The following is a 21,301-nucleotide window of genomic DNA, read 5'->3' as shown; positions in this document are numbered from 1 at the left end:
AATTAGGTACATTTACTGGATTGGTTGTCTAGTTTATGCGCTGTTTCGTGCCTTTTATGCTGATTGCGAGCACTCACGAAGCGCTTAGGCGTGGGCACAGACTACGATTACATGATTGGATAACCGGGGTAGGGGCTTCCATGCCTGCCATGGAATGCAGCCCGGCGGATAGAACGATAGAGGTTGATACATGGTTGAAGCAGCAGAAGCCGTGACCGAAACGCACGGCACAAAGCCGTTGCGTGTAGGTCTTGATATCGGTTCCACTACTGTGAAGGCGGTGGTGCTCGATCAGTCCGACGCGCTCGCGGACGCGCTGTTCTCCGATTATCGGCGTCACCACGCAAATGTGCGCGCCACCGTGGCCGGACTACTGGCCGACATCCACAAAGAATTGGAAAAGCTTGGCCGAGGCGACGAGCCGATTCGTCTGGCCATTACCGGTTCAGGCGGTCTTGCTCTTGCAGACAGCCTCGACGTGCCCTTCGTTCAGGAGGTCATCGCCGAAACCGAAGCCATTGACAAGGAATATCCGCAGGCTGATGTGATCATCGAGCTTGGTGGTGAAGACGCAAAAATCACCTATCTCAAGCCGACTCCGGAACAGCGCATGAACGGTTCCTGCGCAGGCGGTACCGGCGCATTCATCGACCAGATGGCAACACTGCTCGACACCGACGCCGCTGGTCTGAACGAAATGGCCGCGCAATACGAAACCCTGTATCCGATCGCATCACGTTGCGGCGTGTTCGCCAAAACCGATTTGCAGCCGCTTATCAACGATGGCGCGGCCAAACCGGATCTGGCCGCATCGATCTTCACCGCAGTGGCCACGCAAACCATTGCAGGCCTTGCCTCCGGACGCCCGATTCACGGAACCGTGATCTTCCTGGGGGGTCCGTTGTTCTTCATGTCCGAGCTGCGAGCCGCGTTCAAGCGGGCGCTCGACGGCAAAGTGGACGAATTCATTGTTCCGACCGATGCTCACCTGTATGTGGCATACGGTGCCGCATTGCAGGCCGATCAGGATGGTGACGACCTTGACTAAGCATTACGAAGCACGAACCTGCGCCGACCTGCTGGCGCGACTGGACGAACTGGAAAACCTGCCGTCCAACACTCCGACCATGCCTCCGCTGTTCGCTACCGAAGCGGATCGCACCGCATTCAACGAACGACATCATCGCGAGCATATCCATCAAGGCACGCTCGAAGGGGCCCAAGGACCGCACTTCCTGGGCATCGACGCCGGTTCCACCACCATCAAAGCGACATTGGTGAACGACGATCGAGAAATTGTATGGTCCTCTTATGCGACCAACGAAGGCAGTCCGTTGACGGCAGCCGTGCAGATCGTTAAAAAAATCCAAGCCGAACTACCCGAAGGCGCATGGATCGCACGATCCTGTGCGACCGGCTACGGCGAAGGCCTCATCACCACCGGCCTGCACCTTGACGAAGGTGTAGTGGAAACCATGGCTCACTATCGTGGTGCCGAAATGGTAAGCCCGGGAGTCACCGCCGTCATTGATATCGGCGGCCAAGACATGAAATATCTCGCCATCAACGATGGTGTGATCGACTCCATCGCAGTGAACGAAGCATGCTCGTCCGGCTGCGGATCGTTCCTGCAAACGTTCGCCATTTCCATGGGCCTGACCATTCAGGAATTCACCCAAGCGGCGCTTAACTCCACCCATCCGGTCGATTTGGGCTCCCGGTGCACCGTGTTCATGAACTCGTCCGTGAAGCAGGCGCAAAAGGAAGGCGCGTCCATCGAAGACATCGCCGCAGGCCTGTGCTATTCCGTGGTGCGCAATGCCCTCTACAAGGTGATCAAACTGCGTGATTCCGGTGAACTTGGCGACACCGTGGTAGTGCAGGGTGGCACGTTCCTCAACGACGCTGTGCTCCGCGCATTCGAACTGCTCACGGAACGTGAGGTGACCCGACCGAACATCGCAGGACTCATGGGCGCATACGGTGCCGCACTGACCGCACGCATGCACTATGCCGACGAAGCGGAAGACGAAGACGTCGATACCACCGACACCAAAGAAGCGGTGATCGCAGACGTACGTCATACCGCATCGAACATTTTGAGCGGCGAAGAACTCGACAACCTGTCGATGACCTCCGAACGAGACGTGTGCAAGCTGTGCCAAAACCACTGCAAGCTCACCATCACCACCTTCCAAGACGGATCCCGTTACGTGACCGGCAACCGCTGCGAACGAGGCGGAGACGCGAAAAAGAAGCGTTCCGATCGCCCGAACCTCTACGATTACAAGTACAAGCGTTGCTTCGCCTACCGCAGACTCACCGACAAGAACGCAACCCGCGGTGAAATCGGCATTCCGCGCGTACTCAACATGTACGAGAACTATCCGTTCTGGTTCACACTGCTCACCTCGCTCGGCTTCAAAGTGATGATTTCCGGACGAAGCTCGCACGAACTGTTCGAAACGGGCATTGAATCCATCGCATCCGAAAACATTTGCTATCCGGCCAAACTTGTGCACGGACACATCAAATGGCTGCTGAACAAGGGTGTGAAAAACATCTTCTACCCGTGCGTCAGCTACGAAGAGAATCTGGTACCCAACACCGACAACCACTACAACTGCCCGGTGGTAGCCAACTATCCCGTGGTCATCGGCGCGAACATGCCCGAACTGCGCGCAGAAGGCATCCGCTACATGCGCCCATACTTCAACATGGCCAACCATGAACTCATGGTCGACCGTATCGTCGAAGAATTCGCTTGGGCCAACGTGACCCGTGAAGAAGCTGAAACCGCAGTCAAAGCGGCATATGCCGAAAACGAAGTCTTCAAACACGACGTGCAAATGGAAGGCCTCAGGGCACTCGCCTACATGAAGGAACACGACTGCCGAGGCATCGTGCTTGCAGGCCGCCCGTACCATATCGATCCGGAAGTCAACCATGGCATTCCGGAAACCATATGCTCGCTCGGTATGGTGGTATTGTCTGAAGATTCGATCTGCGAACTGCAGCCGGGGGAGAAGCTCAACCTGAGCGAATTCCTCGCCGCCGATGAAGACGATCCACGTAAGAAGAATGCAGACGGCTTCCGCCATGTGGAAGACCGCAAGGTCACCAAAATGCCATTGCGCGTCACCAACCAGTGGGCCTACCATGCACGCCTATACTCGGCAGCCAACTTCGTGGCCTCCTACCCAGGGCTTGAACTCGTACAACTCAACTCCTTCGGCTGCGGTCTTGACGCCATCACCACCGACCAGGTAGGCGAAATCCTCGCCGACAAGGCCGACGTGTACACCATGCTGAAAATCGACGAAGTCTCCAACCTAGGTGCAGCGAAAATCCGCCTTCGTTCACTCAAGGCAGCCGTCGAAGAGCGTGAACGCAACAAACAGCGTGAAATCGGCACAGCCATGCCCAACAAGCAAGACAGCGTGTCCAACAAGCAGGGCGAATTCCGCAAAACCGGAACCGAAGCGCCGACTCCGGGCCGTCAAGTCATGCTTGACACCGTGATGAAAGCCAATCCGAAACTCACTGAAGCCGTTAAAGCCGCATCCAAGCGTGCCGCGGAAAACGGCGTCGGCGAAGCGAAGAAGTCCGCACACAATTCCGCCACCATGTCGAAATACGCCAACCGCGTGCCATTCGGCAAAGACATGAAGGACTACACCATCGTGGCTCCGCAGATGAGCCCGATTCACTTCTCCCTAGTGGAATCCGTGATCCGCTCCGGCGGCTACAAGTTCGACATTCTCGAACACGCCAGCCGCGAAAACGTGGAAACCGGCCTCAAATACGTCAACAACGACGCCTGCTACCCGGCCATCATGGTTATCGGCCAGCTCGTGGACGCGATTTTGGACGGCAAATACGATCCGGAGCACACCGCGCTCGCCATCACGCAGACCGGCGGCATGTGCCGAGCCACAAACTATTTCGGCCTGATTCGCAAGGCGCTGATCGATGCCGGATATCCGCAAATTCCAGTGATCGCCATTTCCACGCAGGGCATTGAAGACAATCCGGGCTTCAAAGCGACGCCGGCATTGCTTCATCGCGTCATCAAGGCGCTTATCATCGGCGACCTGCTGATGAAATGCCTGTACCGCGTGCGCCCGTACGAGGTGACGCCGGGCAGTGCGAATCAGCTGTACAAGACATGGAACACCATCGTGCGTGAAACGCTCGAGAACCACGGTCGCTCGAAGACGGCAAGTAAGTTCATTGGCAAGGGATACCTGCCATATTCGACGCTCGTCAAAGAAATCGTCAAATCGTTCGATTCACTGCCGTTGAAGGACGAACCGCGCAAGGTGCGCGTCGGCGTGGTGGGCGAGATTCTCGTCAAGTACCAGCCGGACGCCAACAACCATGTGGTCGACGTGATCGAATCGCAGAATTGCGAGGCTGTGGTGCCGGGCATCATGGAATTCATGACCACCCGCCCGTACATTTCCGACTGGAACGAGCATTACCTCGGCATGGGCGGCAACAAGCTTGGCTACGCGCTGATGCGCAAGGCGCTTGACTTGTATAACGCTCCTGTACGCAAGGCGATCGATTTGGCGCACGGCAAGTTCTCCCAGGACTTGCCGATGCCGGAACTCGTGAAGAAGGCCGACGAGGTCACTTCCGTGGGCGTGCAGGCTGGTGAAGGCTGGCTGCTAACTGCGGAAATCCTTGAGCTCATCGAATCCGGCTGCCCGAACGTGATTTGTGCGCAGCCGTTCGCCTGCCTGCCGAACCACGTGACCGGTCGAGGCATGTTCGGCAAGATTCGCCGCCTGCATCCGGAAGCCAACATCGTATCCATCGACTATGATCCGGGCGCATCCGAAGCGAACCAGCTCAACCGCATCAAACTGATGATCGCAGCCGCCAAGAAGGCTCACAAGGCTGCGTAACAGGGTGAGACGGTGCAAAGCGAAAAAGCCGCCTGATCATAGGCGAATAAATCAATAAGCACTGACTGGAATTGACTAAAATACCGACGCTGACAACATCTTCAGCGTCGGTACTTTTATTTGATTTATACAAACAATTTTTCAAATAGTGGTAATTGCTTCTGACCTTATTAATAGCTGTTAATTATTATTGGTCGGCTTTGCAGAGCATGTCTGTTTTAACCGAAAATGTGTATTCGATTCGATATACGCAAGAGTTGGCTATCAGTTTTTCGTATAGCAATCACGCCGTGCTCATCAACGAGTTTCGATAGGATTGCCACATGACAACGCCACGAATTTCTTATGCGCACCTGCTTACCGAGCCGAATCCGAAGCATGTGGAAAGTCTGGTCAAATTCTTCGAATCAGGCTGCCAAGAGCGTGGAACCGGTGGTTTCGGTGTGGAAATCGAGCATCTGCCGGTGCATAACAGCGATGATACCGCCGTGAACTATTACGAGGAGAACGGTACCGAGGCGTTGCTGAACCGCATTCGCCCATATTACGACGAAAGCAAGGAATACTGGGAGAACGGCAGGCTTGTTGGTCTTGGCCGCGAAGGTATTTCCGTGTCACTTGAGCCGGGCGGTCAGCTGGAATGCTCGCTGGGTATACTGCACAAGCCGGAAGATCTGTGCACGATTTACGGTGCGTTCCGCCGCGAAGTCGATCCCGTGCTTGACGATCTCGGCTTCCGCTTGGTTAATTACGGGTATCAGCCGAAGTCCGGCTATGCCGACATTCCCGTCAATCCGAAGGACCGTTACAAGGCGATGACCGCGTATTTGGGGCGCGTCGGCCAGTTCGGTCCGTGCATGATGCGTTGCTCCGCTTCGACGCAGGTCAGCATCGACTATGTTTCCGAACAGGACGCGGTTTCCAAACTGCGTTTGGGTACGGTGGTCGGCCCGATTCTCGCATGGTTCTTCCGTAACACCCCGTATTTCGAGGGACAGGAGAATCCGTATCCGCTGCTGCGCCAACGCATGTGGGATTATTTGGATTTGCAGCGCACGAACGTTATTCCGGGATTGTTTGATCCTCGCTTCGGTTGGGAAGATTATGCGGTCGACGTGTTGAGCACGCCGATGATGTTCGCTGATCTGACGCACACTCCGGAAGCGTTAGAAACTCCCGGAACTGATCTGCATCATCCTGCGTTCTATGAGAATGCGAACGACGTGTATCCCGATCGAGAACTCAACGCATACGAAATCAATCATGTGATTTCCACGCATTTTAACGATGTCCGTCTGAAGAACTTCATTGAATTCCGTCACTGGGATTCGCTGCCGGTAGCGCGTGCGGAACGACTGACGGAAATCATCGGATCGCTGTTCTATGATCCGACGAACCGTGAGCGTCTCGAATCGTATTTCGATGGCATCCGCGAGGAGGATGTGTTCGAGGCGAAGGCGAACCTGCAGGCGCGCGGCCATCAGGCAGCTCCGTACGGCAATTCGCTGGAATTCTGGCAGGAGTTCCTCGGGCTCGAGGGTGTCCTCGCCGACGAACCGGGTGATCCGAAACACCCTGACGTGTTCCAGAAGTAAAACTGCTTTTCGAATATTTTTGGTTGGTCGAGGCTGGCTGAATGTGATCTCGAAGTGGTTTTGAATGTAATTTCGAGCTGGTCTGTTGAAGATCGGCTCGTTTTTGTGTGGCGAGTGGAAATGCAACGGTCCGATACGATTTTGCCTGTCTAATGAACGGTAGATAGTACACTGTTCCTTATGGGTAATGAGGGGAAGAAACGTGTTCGTAAATCACCTGAGGAACGTAAGAAGGAAATCATCGCTGCGGCGAGCCGTCTTATCGGGGAAAAGGGGTATTACGGAACGTCATTGAAAGACATTGCTGATGCGATCGGCATGAGCCAGCCTGGACTGCTGCATTACATCGGCAATAAGGAACGGTTGTTGTCGCTGCTAGTCACCGACAATTATGATCAGGAAGGCACTCCGGCTGATTTTGCAAAATCCGGATTGCCGGGCAGCGATCCGGAAGGCATGTTGTTTCCCGCATACCTGCGTTTTTTGGTACGTTACAATGAGAGTCGACGTAGCTTGCTGCAGCTATACATGGTGCTGGAAACCGAATCTTTCAGCGAGGGCCATCCGTTGCACGACTATTTCGAGAATCGTCCGAAATACGTGTGGGAACACTATTCCCAGTACACATGGAAATTGCCGCCTGAAATCGGTGGTTGGGAGAATATGCGTGCGATTGTGCGTCAAAGCTTGGAAGCGATGGATGGCATTCAACTGCGTTGGACGCGTAAGCCGCCCATCGATTTCTACGATGAATGGCTTGCCTTCGAAAAGATGATCTTCCCCTCACCTGTTTGGGACAGCTACCGCTAAGCCGTGTGCAACTCTCTTGCGGGCTGTGTTTCTATAGCCTTTCGCGTCCCAATTCTTCCACTCGCTGGAAGAAAATCAGGGCTTTTGGAAGGTTTCGGGCGGGGTGATTCCTCCAGTGGCTGGATGGATTTGCCTGCTGGGATAGCATTTTGTGTGGCGTGCGGTGATTGGTTGGTTTTGGTCAAGGGGAAACGCTGTATCTAATGGTTGTTAGGTAAGACGCGCCATGAAATTTTGCGGTTCTTGACAAGTGAATCTAGAAGATTTATATTTCTCATATCTAATGGTTGTTAGATATGAGAGTTCCGAGGATGCATCCAAGGATATATCCCAGGGATATCGCAGAAGAACAGCCTTAGACGCAGAAACAGTAGCAATCAGTAACAAGTCAATGAAGACGATGGAGGATCCATGGGTCGTTACGAGGCAGATCACATTCTTTTCGGTGCCGCATATTACGACGAATATCTCATGATGAAAGGCATCGACCGTGTCGATGAAGACATGAGGATGATGAAGGAAGCGGGACTGAACGTTATCCGTATTGCCGAATCCACATGGAGCACCTGCGAACCGCAGCCGGGTGCGTTCGACTTCACCTATGTGGATCGTGCTCTCGACGCGGCACAGCGTGCCGGTATCGATGTCATCGTCGGCACTCCAACCTACGCGGTGCCGAGCTGGCTCGTCAAGATCGATCCGAGCGTGCTCGCGGTCACCCCGAACGGCGAAGGCAAGTACGGCGCCCGCCAGATCATGGACATCGTCAACGCCACCTACCGTTTCTACGGTGAGCGCGTGATCCGCAAGCTGATCTCCCACGTTGCCGACCATCCGGCGGTGATTGGCTACCAAGTCGATAATGAAACCAAGTACTACGATTCCGTGTCCAACGACATGCAGCGTCTGTTCGTCAAGTATCTGCATGAGAAGTTCAATGGCGATCTGAATGAGCTGAACCACCACTTCGGCCTCGACTACTGGTCCAACCGCATCGACTCCTGGGAGGACTTCCCGAACGTGACCGCCACCATCAACGAGTCCCTGGGCGGCGAATTTGACAAATTCCGTCGCGATCAGGTGCGTGCCTTCCTGCAGTGGCAGTCTGATATTGTGCGCGAATACGCCCACGATGACCAGTTCATCACCCACAATTTCGATTTCGAATGGCGTGGCTATTCCTTCGGTGTGCAGCCGGCCGTCGACCACTTCAAGGCCGCGACCGCAGTGGACATCACCGGCGTGGACATCTACCACCCGACCGAAGACGACCTGACCGGCAAGGAGATCGCCTTCGGCGGCGACATGACCCGCTCCACCAAGAACGGCCAGAACTACCTGGTGCTCGAAACCGAGGCCCAAGGCCAGCACGGCTGGGTGCCATTCCCTGGCCAGTTGCGCCTGCAGGCCTACTCCCACCTCGCCTCCGGCGCCGACATGGTGGAATACTGGCATTGGCACTCCATCCATAATTCCTTTGAAACATATTGGAAGGGCCTGCTGAGCCACGACCTCGAACCGAACCCCACGTACCGCGAAGCCGGCGTATTCGGTCGCGAGATCGCCAAACCGGAAGTGGGGGAGCGGCTCGTCCACCTGAAGAAGCACAACAAAGTAGCCATCATGGTCAGCAACGAATCGCTGACCGCGCTCGACTGGTTCCTCATCGAAGCCGGCTTCCCATTCGGCGGCACCCTCAAATACAACGACGTGGTGCGCAATGTCTACGACGCGCTGTTCGAGCTCAACGTCGAATGCGATTTCGTGCCGTCCGATGCTCCGGCCGAACGTCTCGCCAGATACGAGATGATCGTGACCCCGGCGCTCTACTGCGCATCTCAGGAAACTACGGATCGCCTGCGTACGTTCGTTGAAAACGGCGGACACCTCGTCTCCACCATGCGCTCCTTCGTGACCGACGACGAGGTGACCGTATGGCACGACCGCGCGCCGCACAACCTCACCGACGTGTTCGGCATGACGTACAACCAGTTCACCCGCCCAAACGGCCACGTTTCCGTGGAATTCGCAGGTGCGCTCGCCGAAACCGCGTCCACCGATGCTCAGTCGCTGATCGAACTGTTGAACGCCGACGCCGATACTGAGGTGCTCGCATCCTATGGACACTACGCTTGGAAGGATTACGCCGCAGTCACCCGTCACGCATTCGGCAAGGGCGATGCCGAGTGGGTCGCCACACTGCTTGACGCCGATTCCATTCGTGCGGTTATGCGAGAGGCCGTGGAGCATGCCGGCGTCGAGGGCGCTGGAACCGCGCTCGCGGGACAGGTCGCGGTTCGCCAGGGTGTGAATGCCCGCGGCGAGAACGTGACGTATCTGCTCAACTATTCCGCCGACGAAGTTACTGTTGCAAGCCCGATTGAGGGTGAAGTAGTGGTCGCTCCGGTCGTCATCGCCACCGACGGCAGTATTGATGAGGTTGCAAATGCTGAAGTCGTGCTGAAGGAAGGTGCAGCCGTTAAGCAGGGTGATCCGTTGACGATCGGCCGCTGGAATGTTGCGGTGATCGCCGGCTGAAATCTGCGATAAGAGAACTCGAGAAGAGAACGTTTAGGGAATGAGAAGGTCGATCAGGGCCTTCCATTCTCCAACGAAATCGATATCGTGAGATCCGTTGAGCCACCGCAATTGCAAGCCTTCCATGGCGGATAGCACCTGCAGTGCGGTGCGTTCCGGATCGGCGACGCCATCTCGTTTGGCTGCGAACGTGTATTCCTTCAGCAGATTGATTTCGCGCTGTTCGAAATACTCGTGCACCGGATGGTCTTTGCTTAGGGCCTCGCTTTCGAGCAGGGTGTAGAGGCGAACCATTTCGGGTCGGCCTGCGTTGGTTTCCACGGTTCCCGTGGAGATGGCCTTGAGTCCGAGATCGCAATGGTATGCGATGCCGTCTTGCAAGACTTCGCCGGTCACGCCTTCGACGCCAAGATGCTCTGCAATGGCGATTTGGTTAGTGCGATCGGCGTATTTGAGTGTCGCTTCAAGGAGTTGTTCTTTGGATTTGAAGTAGTAAAGGAGGCCTGCTTCGGTGATGTTCTGAGCTTGTGCCACGTCGCGAATGGTAAATCCCCAGAATCCGAATTGTGAGATGAAAGAGACCGTGGTTTCGAGAATCGCTTTCTTGCGGTCTTCTGCGCTCATTCGTTTCTTGGTTTTGCTTTCGGTGCGGCGACGCATGCGTTCTCCTCTCTTGTGCTTACTAAGTTACAAGAAGGGGGAGAGGAAGTGTGTTGGAAACGTTGGGACACGCCGGAAAATGACAGACACAAGAGATTGTAATATGCTTTAACTAAGTAGTTACTAAGAATAAAAACTAAAGTTGCCGTATGGGGCGAATCGTTGTGGATTGCTATTTGAAAAACGCTGCCGTCGGAAAAATTCGCGTCTGACTTGCGTTCTTTCGAAAGGGCATCTATGATGAAAACCAGCTAGTTACCAAGTGGTAGTTAGTTGATTGGGCAGAGAAGCCCTATCGGAAAACAGGAATATCACAGAAAACACTACTGAAACATGAATCGAAGGAGAGAGTTTCATGAGTGAAGCAATCGCAAGCAAAGAGGAGCGTTTGGTGCGTTATAACGCCAACATCGCCGCTGCAGACAAGGATCCGCAGCTGTCTCCTGAAACCGGCAAGCCACTGAGCAAGGTCAACACCATCCGTTTCGGTGCGGGCTTCCTGCTGTTCGGCGTGCTGTGGATGTCGGGTCTCGGCATCGTCTCCGCCGTGCTTCTGCCGATGCATTACAAGACCATCGAAGGCGCCGATCCGGATGCTCTCGTTGGCATCGTCAATGCGTTCACCGCAGTGGCATCCCTAGTTGCCAACCTGATGTTCGGCAACTTCTCCGATCGTTCCCGCTCCAGGTTCGGTCGTCGTACTCCGTGGATCGTTTTCGGTGCGGTGCTTGGTGGCGTCACCCTGTTCCTGACCGGCACCACGCACAACGCGGTGCTGCTCACCATCTTCTACTGCGCCTGCATGTTCGGCCTCAACTGCATGATTGCCCCGCTGGTCGCCGTGCTGTCTGACCGCGTGCCGTCTGGCATCCGCGGCACCATGTCCGCCTTCTATGGCGCAGGCTCCACCATCGGTACTCCGATCGGCACCATGATCGGCGCATTCTTCATCGAAAACCTGACTGCCGGCTTCGCTGTCGCAGGCGTGCTCATGTTCCTTGGCGGTATCGTCGCCGTGATTATCCTGCCGAAGGAACAGTCCGCTGACTTCCTGCCGAAGGAAGAGGGCTCCTTCAAGGACGTCCTCGTATCCTTCCGTCCGCCGAAGTTCGCTGGCGCCCACGACTTCTACAAGGCTTTCGCCGGCCGTTTCTGCATGCTCATGAGCTACCAGATGATCAACGTCTACCAGCTCTACATCATCCAGAACTACATTGGTCAGTCCGTCAAGGAATCCGCTGTCACCGTGTCCGTCGTTGCCATGCTCATGATGGTCATGTCTCTGGTCGGCTCCTTCATCTCCGGCCCGGTTTCCGATCTCATCGGCCGTCGTAAGGCTCCGGTTGTCGTGGCTTCCGTGCTCTTCGCTATCGGTATCGCCATGCCGTGGCTGATCCCGTCCACCCTGGGCATGTACCTGTTCGCTGGCATCGCTGGCCTCGGCTACGCTGTCTACTCCGCGGTCGATCAGGCTCTGCTCGTTGATGTGCTGCCGAACAAGGAAGAGGCTGGCAAGGATCTGGGCATTCTGAACATGGGCACCACCCTTGGTCAGATGTGCGGCCCGGTCATCATGTCCACCATCGTGGTGTCCCTCGGCTACAACTTCGCCTTCCCGACCGCCATCGCCTTGGCCATCATCGGCTGCTTCTTCATCATGGCCATCAAGAAGGTCAAGTAACCCCATCCCTTCCCCCTCCCCTCAATTTCGAAAGAGGAGAGGAAGAGAGGTAATAGGAAGTTTTCCAAAACTGAACAACAATGCAAAACTAAATAACAGTGCAAACGTAACGTCATAGCGTTACGAGCAGGATGCCGCGATAATCTGTTTAAGACCGTAAAGACTTGGCTAGAGCGGCCTGGAGCGTGTCGTGAATAGATTATCGCGGCGTCCTGCGGTTTTTGCGCTTACTGAAATGAAATTGCGTTGCCGATAATTCAATCTCAATAATTCAATCTCAAAAACTAAATATCGATAACTAAATCCCAATAATCAAATAAAAACAACTCAAAAAAACGAATAAATATAAATCCAAAGAATCAGCGACAATACTAAGGACTTTCCATGGCTACTTGGATCGCGACAACGCAAGACAACAAGCTTGCCGACAAATCATCCGAAATTGAATCCACGCATGCCACTTCCGCTTCCGATCTGCAGCTTGATGGCAATGAATATCAGGCATTGCGTGGCTTCGGCGGCTGCTTCAACGAGCTTGGCTGGCTTCCTCTGCAGACGGTTACTGAAGAGGAACGTGATCAGATCATCAAGGAACTGTTCAGCCCGGATGAGATGAACTTCACCTTCAATCGTGCGCCGGTCGGTGCCAATGATTTCGCCGATCATTGGTATAGCTATAACGAGACCGACGGCGATTATGAGATGGAGCATTTCTCCGTCGAACATGATGAGCGGACGCTGATTCCGTATATTCATCGCGCGCAGGAATGGCAGCCGAACATGCAACTGTTCTCCAGCCCGTGGAGCCCGCCGACATGGATGAAGCGTCCGAAGGCTTATAACTATGGTCGTTTGGTGCAGACGCCTGAGAATCTTAAGGCATATGCGAAGTATTTCGTCAAGTACATTCAAGCTTATGCCGAGCATGGCATTACCGTGAATCAGCTGCATGTGCAGAATGAGGTGTTTGCCGATCAGAAGTTCCCGAGTGCATTGTGGGATTCCGAAGCGCTCAAGGTGTTCATCCGCGATTATCTTGGACCTGCTTTTGACGAAGCTGGTCTTGACACCGATATTTGGCTGGGTACGCTGAATGGTCCGGAAGATATGGCGTGGACCGGCGGCTACGGCATGAAGCTGAATAATTACAACCGTTTTGTCGACAATATTCTGTTCGACGATGGCGCTCGCAAGTACATCAAGGGCATCGCTTACCAGTGGGCCGGCCAGAACTGTATTGCGCGTACGCATGAATCCTGGCCTGAAATCGAGCTGATTCAGTCTGAATCCGAATGCGGTATGGGCGATAATACGTGGGAATATGCGGAGTATATTTTCCACTTGATCAACCATTATTTGCGTAATGGCGCGACTGCTTACACTTATTGGAATATGATTCTTGACGATCAGGATTCTACGTGGGGGTGGTGGCAGAATTCACTGTTCACCATTACTGCGGATACGCATGAGGTTCGCCGTAATCCGGAATATTATGTGATGCGTCATTTCTTGCATTTCGTTAAGCCGGGTGCGCATGTGCTTGGCACTACGGGTCATTTCAATTCGATGGCTATTGCGTTCCGTAATCCGGATGGCACCATTGTGGTGGTGGCCCAGAACGCTCTCGAAGAGGAGCGTCCGTTTGAATTTGCCGATCCTTGCAATGCCGATCGCGGTATCAAGGTGACGCTTGCTCCGCGTTCGTTCAACACGTTTGTGCTGGACTGACGGGAGCTGCCTGGCTGATGCGAATGTGTGCGTAACGCGTCGGCTTGGTTGTGGCAGCGGTTTGTTGAATGCCGGATGGCAGGTTTCCCTTCTCTTCCTGCCATCTTCGCAAGCCGGTGTTGTGTTGCGGGGCGTTTGCCTATGGTGATCGGTTACTGGTCGCCGCAGGCAAACGCCTTTTTGCTTTTGCGGTGTCTTTGCTTGTTTGCGCTCTGTTCAGCGGTAGCCGTCCCATGTGGGGGAGGGGAATAGGATGCGTTCTGCGCGTTCCCATAGCTGCATCATGGATTCGTTGGGATTGGTTAACGACTGGATTTGCACGCCGTCCATGGCAAAGAACGCGGTGACGATGAGGTCATGCAGGCGTTCTGGATCGCGGTATTCTTCCGGTAGTTCCCAGTCCACGCTGGTCATGTCGATCAAAATCGAATTGTGTCTGTTCTGGTAGAACTCGTGGGCTGGGTGTTCTGGATCGGACGCTTCGATGGCGAGGCGCATGAACAGTGCGACAAGTTCGGGACGTTTGGCGTTGAAGCGCACGGTTTCGTGCAATGTGCCGGGCAGATGTCGGCGTTCTTTGGTTGCTGAATCTGTTTGGTCGCAGTGGCTGATGGCTGCGCCCAATGTCGTGTGGGCATTGCCTTCTTCGGAGTCGTAGAACGTTTCGATGACCAATGAGAGTAATTCTTCTCGGTTTTTGACGTAATGGTTGAGTCCGGGCAGGGTCATGCCAACTGCATCGGCTAATGCTTGCATTGGGAAGCCGTATGACCCGTATTGCGTGATTAGGGTTACCGCTTCTTGTGTGATTTGTTTTCGTCGCTGCGCTGGGGAGAGTCGTTTTCTTTGGTTGATTGGACGGCTCTTGATGCTGTTTGCTGATGTGTTTTCCTGTGATTCCATACTGATTTGAAGAATACTATTGCCGCTGTCCACATGCGTTTTCATGTGGTTTCGATATTGCGGTTATGCGGTTGATTGCTGTGCTTGAAAGTAGGTCGTTGCTCGACACGCCGATTTGTTATCTTATATCTTTAAGATATAAGATAACTGACGAAGCCGATGAGAGTTGACTTCAACACAACGCCTCTCTTGCCTGTTGTTTGCATGATCATTGAAGATTCGGCAAAAAACGTAGAGGGCTGACTTTGAAAAAGAAAGATAAGGAGACAAGCATGACTGACGTACGGCCTGCGGAACATGCCAACGAGCTTTCCAAAATCGACAAAACGCGTTTCTGCGTAGCGTTCTTCGTGTTCTCGTTCGCATGGATGCTGGCGTTACAGATCGTTGCTGCAGTGCTGCTGCCGCAGCGTTTGGCTGATATCGCGCCCGACAGCAAAGACGCCATTTTCGGCGTGCTGAATTCGGCCACGGCATTGGCTTCGCTGATTTCCAACCTCGTGGTTGGCAACATGTCTGACCGTACGCGCTCGATCTTCGGACGTCGTACGCCATGGATCGCATCGGGCGGCATTGTTGCGGGCATTTCGCTGTTCCTCATCGGCATTCTGCCGGACGGTGTGAGCATTGGCATCAGCTACTGCATTTCCATGGTTGGTCTGAACATGATGATCGCACCGGTCATCGCATCTCTGTCTGACCGTATTCCTGAAGATATGCGCGGCACCATGTCCGCATTTATCTCTGCAGGTACGTTGTTCGGTTCTGCTCTTGGTCAGATTGTTGGTGCGCAGTTCATCACCCTGCAGCTCCCGGGCTTCATCGTGTCCGGTGTGGCTATGGGTCTTTCCGGTGTGCTTGCCGTGGTCTTCTGGCCGAAGGAAAAGTCCAGCAAGGATATGCCTAAGGAAAAGGTTGATTTCAAGGGTATTATCATGAGCTTCCGTCCGCCGACCAAAGGCGCTCGCGACTTCTGGCTGGCATTTATCGGCCGTTCCCTGCTGCTGTTCAGCTACTACATGATTCTCAACTACCAGCTGTATATTCTGCAGGACTACATTGGTCAAAGTGTTGAAGATTCCGCGGCCACCATTTCTACCATGAGCTTGGTGCTGATGGTTGTCTCCCTGATTTCCGCGCTTTCCGCAGGTCCGATTTCCGACAAAATCGGTCGCCGTAAGATTCCGGTTGTGGCCGCAAGCGTGCTGCTCGCCATCGGTTATGCTCTGCCATGGCTCATGCACAACGCGTTGGGCATGATTCTCTTCTCCGCCATCGGTGGCTTCGGCTACGGCATGTACGGTTCCGTCGATCAGGCGCTCAATGTTGACGTTCTGCCGAATGAAGAAGAGGCCGGGAAGGATCTGGGCATTTTGAACATTGCCACTACTCTCGGTCAGATGGTCGGCCCGATTGTCACCTCCGCCATTGTGGTAGCTACCGGCTCGTACGGACTGGTGTTCCCGACGGCAATCATTATGGTGGCGCTCGCCTGCATCTTCATTCTGATGATTAAAAAGGTGAAGTAGCGTCGGCGCTTTTCGAAATAACTTGGCCGGAGATTCTTTCATTATCTCTCCTGGAATCTTCGGCCATTTCGCATATATTGTGCGGCACAATAACTACAAGAACCATACGAATTACGAACGTTGCAGATGTGAGCACTACGGCAAAAGGAGCAAACCATGGTTGTCTGCATTGACCCGAACAGTACGATTGGTCGTATCGATCCGAAACTGCATGGCCAATTCATTGAATTCCTTGGCGAATGCATTGATGAAGGTCTATGGGTGGGAGAGGATTCCCCGATCGAAAACGAGCGTGGCTACCGCAAGGCCACATTGGATGCTTTGCGTGCATTGCAGCCGCCGGTTATTCGCTGGCCGGGCGGATGCTATGCGGATACCTACCATTGGCGTGACGGTGTGGGCCCGCAAAGCGAACGTAAAACCACTTTCAACGAGAATTTCGCCACCTATGAGCTGGACGATCACAGCTTCGGCACCGACGAATTCCTGCGTTTGTGTGAAATGCTCGGCGCTGAACCGTGGATCAATATCAACATGCTTTCCGGCACAGTCGCCGAAATGAAGGATTGGATGGAGTACTGCAATCGTGCGCAGCCCACTGATCTTGCCAAGGAACGTGAGGCTAACGGCCATAAGGCACCTTACGGGGTGAAATATTGGGGGATCGGCAACGAAGTGTGGGCTGGCGGCGGTACCATGACTCCGCGGACCTACCTCAATGAATACCGCAGGTTCGCATCCGCCATGCCGAGCTTCACCACCGATGTGTTCGCGCCGACCCCAATGTATGCTATTGCGAGTGGTCCTGACGGCAACAAGCCGCGCGAACGCGTGCAGTGGACCCAGGATTTCTTCCGTGGTCTTGCCGAATATCGTCAGCCGAATATCGACGGCTATGATCTGCACTTCTACAATTGGAATGTGGACAACGATGCCGACACTCCCACCCGGTTCGATGAAGACGGCTGGAATGCGGTGATTGAGGGATGCCTCGAACTTGAAGATATTCTGCGTGATCAGTGGCGTTTGATGAATGACGGCCTGGCGCTTATTCATGAGCCGGAGGTGGCTATGGATTCCAAGCTCGCGCATGTCGATCTAATCATCGGCGAATGGGGCAATTGGCACAAGACCGCATTCTTCGCACGCCCTGCGCTCAAGCAGCAGGTGACCATGCGTGACGCCATCACCACCGCGCTTACGTTGGATCTGCTGCAGCGTAATTGCGACAAGGTGACCATGGCGTGTAACGCGCAGACCATCAATGTGCTTAACTCACTGATCTTGACTGAAGGCGATCGGACCATCCTTACGCCTAACTACGATGTGTTCATGATGTATAAGGCGCATCGTGGCATGACCGCACTTGATGTGGCGCGTAACGATTCCGAGGATTCTGCCGTGTATACGTTTGCGTCACGTAATGAGGATGGCACGCAGCTGCTGATTAATCTCACCAATGCGCATATGAACGATGGTGCCGAAGTGCGGCTGCATTTGCCGTGCGGCGCTCAGGTTGATTCGATGGAAACGCTTGCTTCCGAAGATCCGCATGATTGCAACACAGTGGAGCATTCGGATCTGGTGCGCACTCATGCCGTGGACGTGGATAGTGCCGTGAGCGTGCACGAATCTGCCGGCGGTGCCGAGCTGACGGTAACGTTGCCCGCTGCCTCGGTGAGTGCCTTGCACGTAACGATTCGCCAGCGATAAGCAGTAATCGTCTCTCCGGCTGCAGGTTGCCTCTTTCTTCCCGCAAGAAAGAGGCTTTTTTCTTATGATTAATCGCATGATTCTGTGAAATTGCTGCACGATTTTGATTGTCGGTCCCACGATTTTCGCAAAGGGTGCTTTATGCGAAATAGTGCGACAGCGGTTCGGAGAGATGTCCGAGACGAGTTGCGGGGAGGAGAAAAATGTACTATCATCTAACTTAGTAATTACTAAGTAATAAAAAATATGATTGAAAGCGTACGAAGGAGTGCATATGGACCTTAATTACATCAAGGGCGTGAACCTGGGTAACTGGCTGGTTCTGGAAAAGTGGATGAACCCGGCATTATTCGATGGAACCACTGCCGATGACGAATACTATCTGCCGACGCAACTTGATCCGGCCGTCTACGAGGCCCGTATCAGGACCCACCGCGCCGAATACATCAACGAGCGCGACTTCGCCACCATCAAATCGTGGGGACTGAACTCCGTGCGCATCCCCGTGCCGTACTTCATCTTCGGCGACCGCGCGCCGTTCATCGGCTGCATCGACGAACTCGACAAGGCCTTCAACTGGGCCGAGAAATACGGCCTGACCATCCTTATCGATCTGCACACCGCACCGATGAGCCAAAACGGCTTCGACAACGGCGGCATCTCCGGCGTGTGCAAGTGGGCGCAGCTGCCCGACGAAGTCGAATTCGTGCTGTCCGTGCTCGAACGCCTCTCCAAGCGGTACGGCCATCGTCGGGCGCTGATGGGCATCGAAATCATCAACGAGCCGAACACCACCACCTGCTGGCCGATGGCGAACGTGACCGAACGCTACAAGGCGGTCGATCCGGAACTCGCCGAAGGCACCGGCCCGATCGCATTCGACTGGCTCAAGAACTTCTACATCACCGCCTACCACCGTCTGCGCGACGCTGACAAGGGCGCGTTGCCGACCGACAAAGTCGTGGTGTTCCACGACGGTTTCGACATCGAACAGTGGAAGGACTTCATGCGCGGCCCCGACGGCAAGCTCGCGCCCGAGTTTAAGAACGTGGTCCTCGATACCCACCAATACCTCATGACCGCCGAAACGATGGGTTGCCCGCAGACAGCGGAGGGCTACGACGACTTCGTGAGGAATACCTATGCGCCGATGATCGCCGAGATGAGCGAATACTTCCCGGTGATTGTGGGGGAGTGGTGCCTGTTCAACTCCGTCGGCTGCGGTGTGGACACCCACGGCGGCCAAAGCGTGCTCAACGGCGAGGAAGGGGCTCAGGTCGAAACCCTGACCGCCGAACAGAAGCGCTCGCTGTACCGGGGCCTAGCCGAATCCCAGCTCGCCGCATGGAGCAAGGGCAGCGGCTTCTACTACTGGAACTACAAGCTGCTCACTGACACTGTCAACACTCCCGGCTGGATCGGCTGGGACGCATGGGACCTTGGACGCTGCATCGCCCAAAACTGGTTCCCCGTCCAAAAGTGATTCCGTCGGACGCAAGAATCGTACAAAGCAACGCGTGATATCAAGAACATTAAGGAACGACAATGCTGCATAATCCGATCTTCAAAGGCTTCAATCCTGATCCGGCCATCTGCCGTAAAGGCGACGACTACTATGTTGCTGTCTCTACATTCGAATGGTTCCCGGGTATTCCGATTTACCATTCGAAGGATATGAAGCATTGGGAGCTGCTCACCCACGTGCTTACTGATGATACGAAGCCGAACCTCACCAAGCTGCCGAGCGCTAAGGGCATTTGGGCTCCATGTCTCACGTATTGTGAGGAAGAGGACATGTTTTACGTGATTTACGGCGTTATGAACTCCATGAATGCACGCTATTTCGACGTGAATAATTATCTGATTAAGTCAAAGAGCATTGAAGGTCCGTGGAGCGAGCCGGTATATCTGACATCTTCTGGTTTCGACGCGTCCATTTTACATGATGACAATGGCAAGAAGTACATCGTCAGCTTGGAGTGGGAGACCCGTGAAGGCTATGAGAAGCCGGGCGTGATCTGCTGTGTGGAATATGATCCGGAAACCAAGCATGTGGTTGGCTATCCGAAGCGTATATGGCGTGGCGCTACTGATCGTGGCTGCATTGAGGCTCCGCATCTGACCAAGCGTGACGGCTGGTATTACATTATGTGCGCCGAGGGTGGCACTGGCTACAACCATGCCGTGACCATGGGCCGTTCCCGCAATGTGTGGGGTCCGTATGAGCCGGATCCGAATGGTCCGCTCGTCACTTCGCAGCCGAAGGAGTCAAACGAGCGTGCTGATGACGATCATTTGAAGCCGCGCTATTTCAACCCGGATTCCGTGCTGCAGAAGTCCGGGCACGGCTCCTACGTGGATCTGCCGAACGGCGAGACATATCTTGTGCACCTGACCAGCCGTCCGTTTGTGCCGGAATTACGTTGTACGCTTGGCCGTGAAACCGCCATTCAGAAGATGACATGGACGAATGACGGCTGGCTGCGCATGGCGGACGGCTCCAATCTGGCCAAACTCGAAGTCGAAGAGCCGGATCTGCCGGATGCGCCGATGCCGGAGATTCCCGGGCACGACGACTTCGACGGCGGCGCGATCGGCAACTGGTATTATTCGCCGCGGCAGATGCCGACCACCTTCGCCAACGTGACGGAACGCCCCGGTTGGCTGCGCATCCGCGGCGAGGAATCGTTGGCATCGCTCAACCGCACGAGCCTGATCGCACGCAAACTCACCAGCGTGTACGCCACCGTCACCACGAAGATGGAGTTCGAGCCGGAAGTCTACCAGCACAGCGCTGGCTTGACCATCTACTACGACAACATGAATAATATTTTCCTGCGCAAGTATTATTCACAGACGCTTGGCGGCAGCGCGATTTCGATTGTGCGTCTCGAAAACGGTGAAAAGACGGAAATGCTTGACACTCGCGTTGCTGTGGAAGACAAGCCGATCTATTTCCGTTTGAATATCGAAGGTCGTCGTACTTGGTTCGAGTGGGGTTATGATGGCGAGAACTGGACCAAGATTGGCCCGGATTTCGACACTACCACCTTCTCTGACGAATACTGCAAGTACGGCGAATTCACCGGCACTATGGTCGGCATCGCCGTCACCGACGCCGCTCTGCACGAGAAGACCGCCGACTTCGACTTCTTCGACTACGAGGCGGACGAGACGAAGCCCGTCGACTGATCCCGCCCGGCCGGCCACCACGATCATTCAACGACCCTG

The 21,301-nt window shown here is 54.5% G+C and carries 11 protein-coding genes and 1 pseudogene; 10 read left to right on the top strand and 2 right to left on the bottom strand.

The features are described from left to right. The first annotated feature begins 190 nt into the window (after window positions 1-190). The 4 genes and pseudogenes from BBCT_RS06620 (at window position 191) to BBCT_RS06605 (ending at window position 9,856) form a co-directional block, all read left to right on the top strand. Window positions 191-4,913 (top strand): annotated as a pseudogene (locus tag BBCT_RS06620) (acyl-CoA dehydratase activase-related protein). A 323-nt stretch (window positions 4,914-5,236) separates the two neighbouring features. Further along, a complete protein-coding gene (locus BBCT_RS06615; protein WP_003834125.1) occupies window positions 5,237-6,508 on the top strand; it encodes a glutamate-cysteine ligase family protein in 1,272 nt (423 codons plus the stop codon). 180 nt (window positions 6,509-6,688) lie between these two features. Beyond that, window positions 6,689-7,318, top strand: a complete 630-nt coding sequence (locus BBCT_RS06610; protein WP_003834126.1) for a TetR/AcrR family transcriptional regulator — start codon at window positions 6,689-6,691, stop codon at window positions 7,316-7,318. A gap of 411 nt (window positions 7,319-7,729) precedes the next feature. After that, the gene (locus BBCT_RS06605; RefSeq protein WP_003834127.1) at window positions 7,730-9,856 is read left to right on the top strand and encodes a beta-galactosidase; all 2,127 of its coding nucleotides are present in this window, start codon (window positions 7,730-7,732) and stop codon (window positions 9,854-9,856) included. A 33-nt stretch (window positions 9,857-9,889) separates the two neighbouring features. Here BBCT_RS06605 and BBCT_RS06600 read toward each other — a convergent pair whose 3' ends face one another. Next, window positions 9,890-10,516: a TetR/AcrR family transcriptional regulator gene (locus BBCT_RS06600; RefSeq protein WP_003834130.1), complete on the bottom strand. Its 627-nt coding sequence runs from the start codon at window positions 10,514-10,516 to the stop codon at window positions 9,890-9,892. A 355-nt stretch (window positions 10,517-10,871) separates the two neighbouring features. Here BBCT_RS06600 and BBCT_RS06595 point away from each other — a divergent pair, with 355 nt between their 5' ends. Further along, window positions 10,872-12,197, top strand: a complete 1,326-nt coding sequence (locus BBCT_RS06595) for an MFS transporter (protein WP_003834132.1) — start codon at window positions 10,872-10,874, stop codon at window positions 12,195-12,197. Window positions 12,198-12,581: 384 nt separating this feature from the next. Further along, entirely contained in the window at window positions 12,582-13,925 is a 1,344-nt protein-coding gene (locus BBCT_RS06590) for a glycoside hydrolase family 30 protein (RefSeq protein WP_003834134.1), read from the top strand. Window positions 13,926-14,141: 216 nt separating this feature from the next. Here the strand turns inward: BBCT_RS06590 and BBCT_RS06585 are convergent, their stop codons facing one another. Next, entirely contained in the window at window positions 14,142-14,873 is a 732-nt protein-coding gene (locus tag BBCT_RS06585) for a TetR/AcrR family transcriptional regulator (RefSeq protein ID WP_003834136.1), read from the bottom strand. A gap of 227 nt (window positions 14,874-15,100) precedes the next feature. Here BBCT_RS06585 and BBCT_RS06580 point away from each other — a divergent pair, with 227 nt between their 5' ends. From BBCT_RS06580 to BBCT_RS06565, 4 genes are all read left to right on the top strand, one after another. Next, window positions 15,101-16,357, top strand: coding sequence for an MFS transporter (locus tag BBCT_RS06580; RefSeq protein ID WP_033512531.1), 1,257 nt, complete (start codon window positions 15,101-15,103; stop codon window positions 16,355-16,357). 156 nt (window positions 16,358-16,513) lie between these two features. Beyond that, entirely contained in the window at window positions 16,514-18,070 is a 1,557-nt protein-coding gene (locus tag BBCT_RS06575; protein WP_003834140.1) for an alpha-N-arabinofuranosidase, read from the top strand. A gap of 274 nt (window positions 18,071-18,344) precedes the next feature. Next, a complete protein-coding gene (locus tag BBCT_RS06570; RefSeq protein ID WP_003834141.1) occupies window positions 18,345-19,553 on the top strand; it encodes a glycoside hydrolase family 5 protein in 1,209 nt (402 codons plus the stop codon). Window positions 19,554-19,615: 62 nt separating this feature from the next. Continuing rightward, window positions 19,616-21,262 (top strand): glycoside hydrolase family 43 protein, encoded by a 1,647-nt coding sequence (locus BBCT_RS06565; protein ID WP_003834142.1) that lies wholly within the window; start codon window positions 19,616-19,618, stop codon window positions 21,260-21,262. The last annotated feature ends 39 nt before the right edge of the window (window positions 21,263-21,301 follow it).

It is taken from the genome of Bifidobacterium catenulatum DSM 16992 = JCM 1194 = LMG 11043 (assembly GCF_001025195.1).
Classification (GTDB): Bacteria; Actinomycetota; Actinomycetes; order Actinomycetales; family Bifidobacteriaceae; genus Bifidobacterium; species Bifidobacterium catenulatum.
Note: the sequence above shows the minus strand (reverse complement) of the source record. Positions and strands in the feature narration are given on the sequence as shown.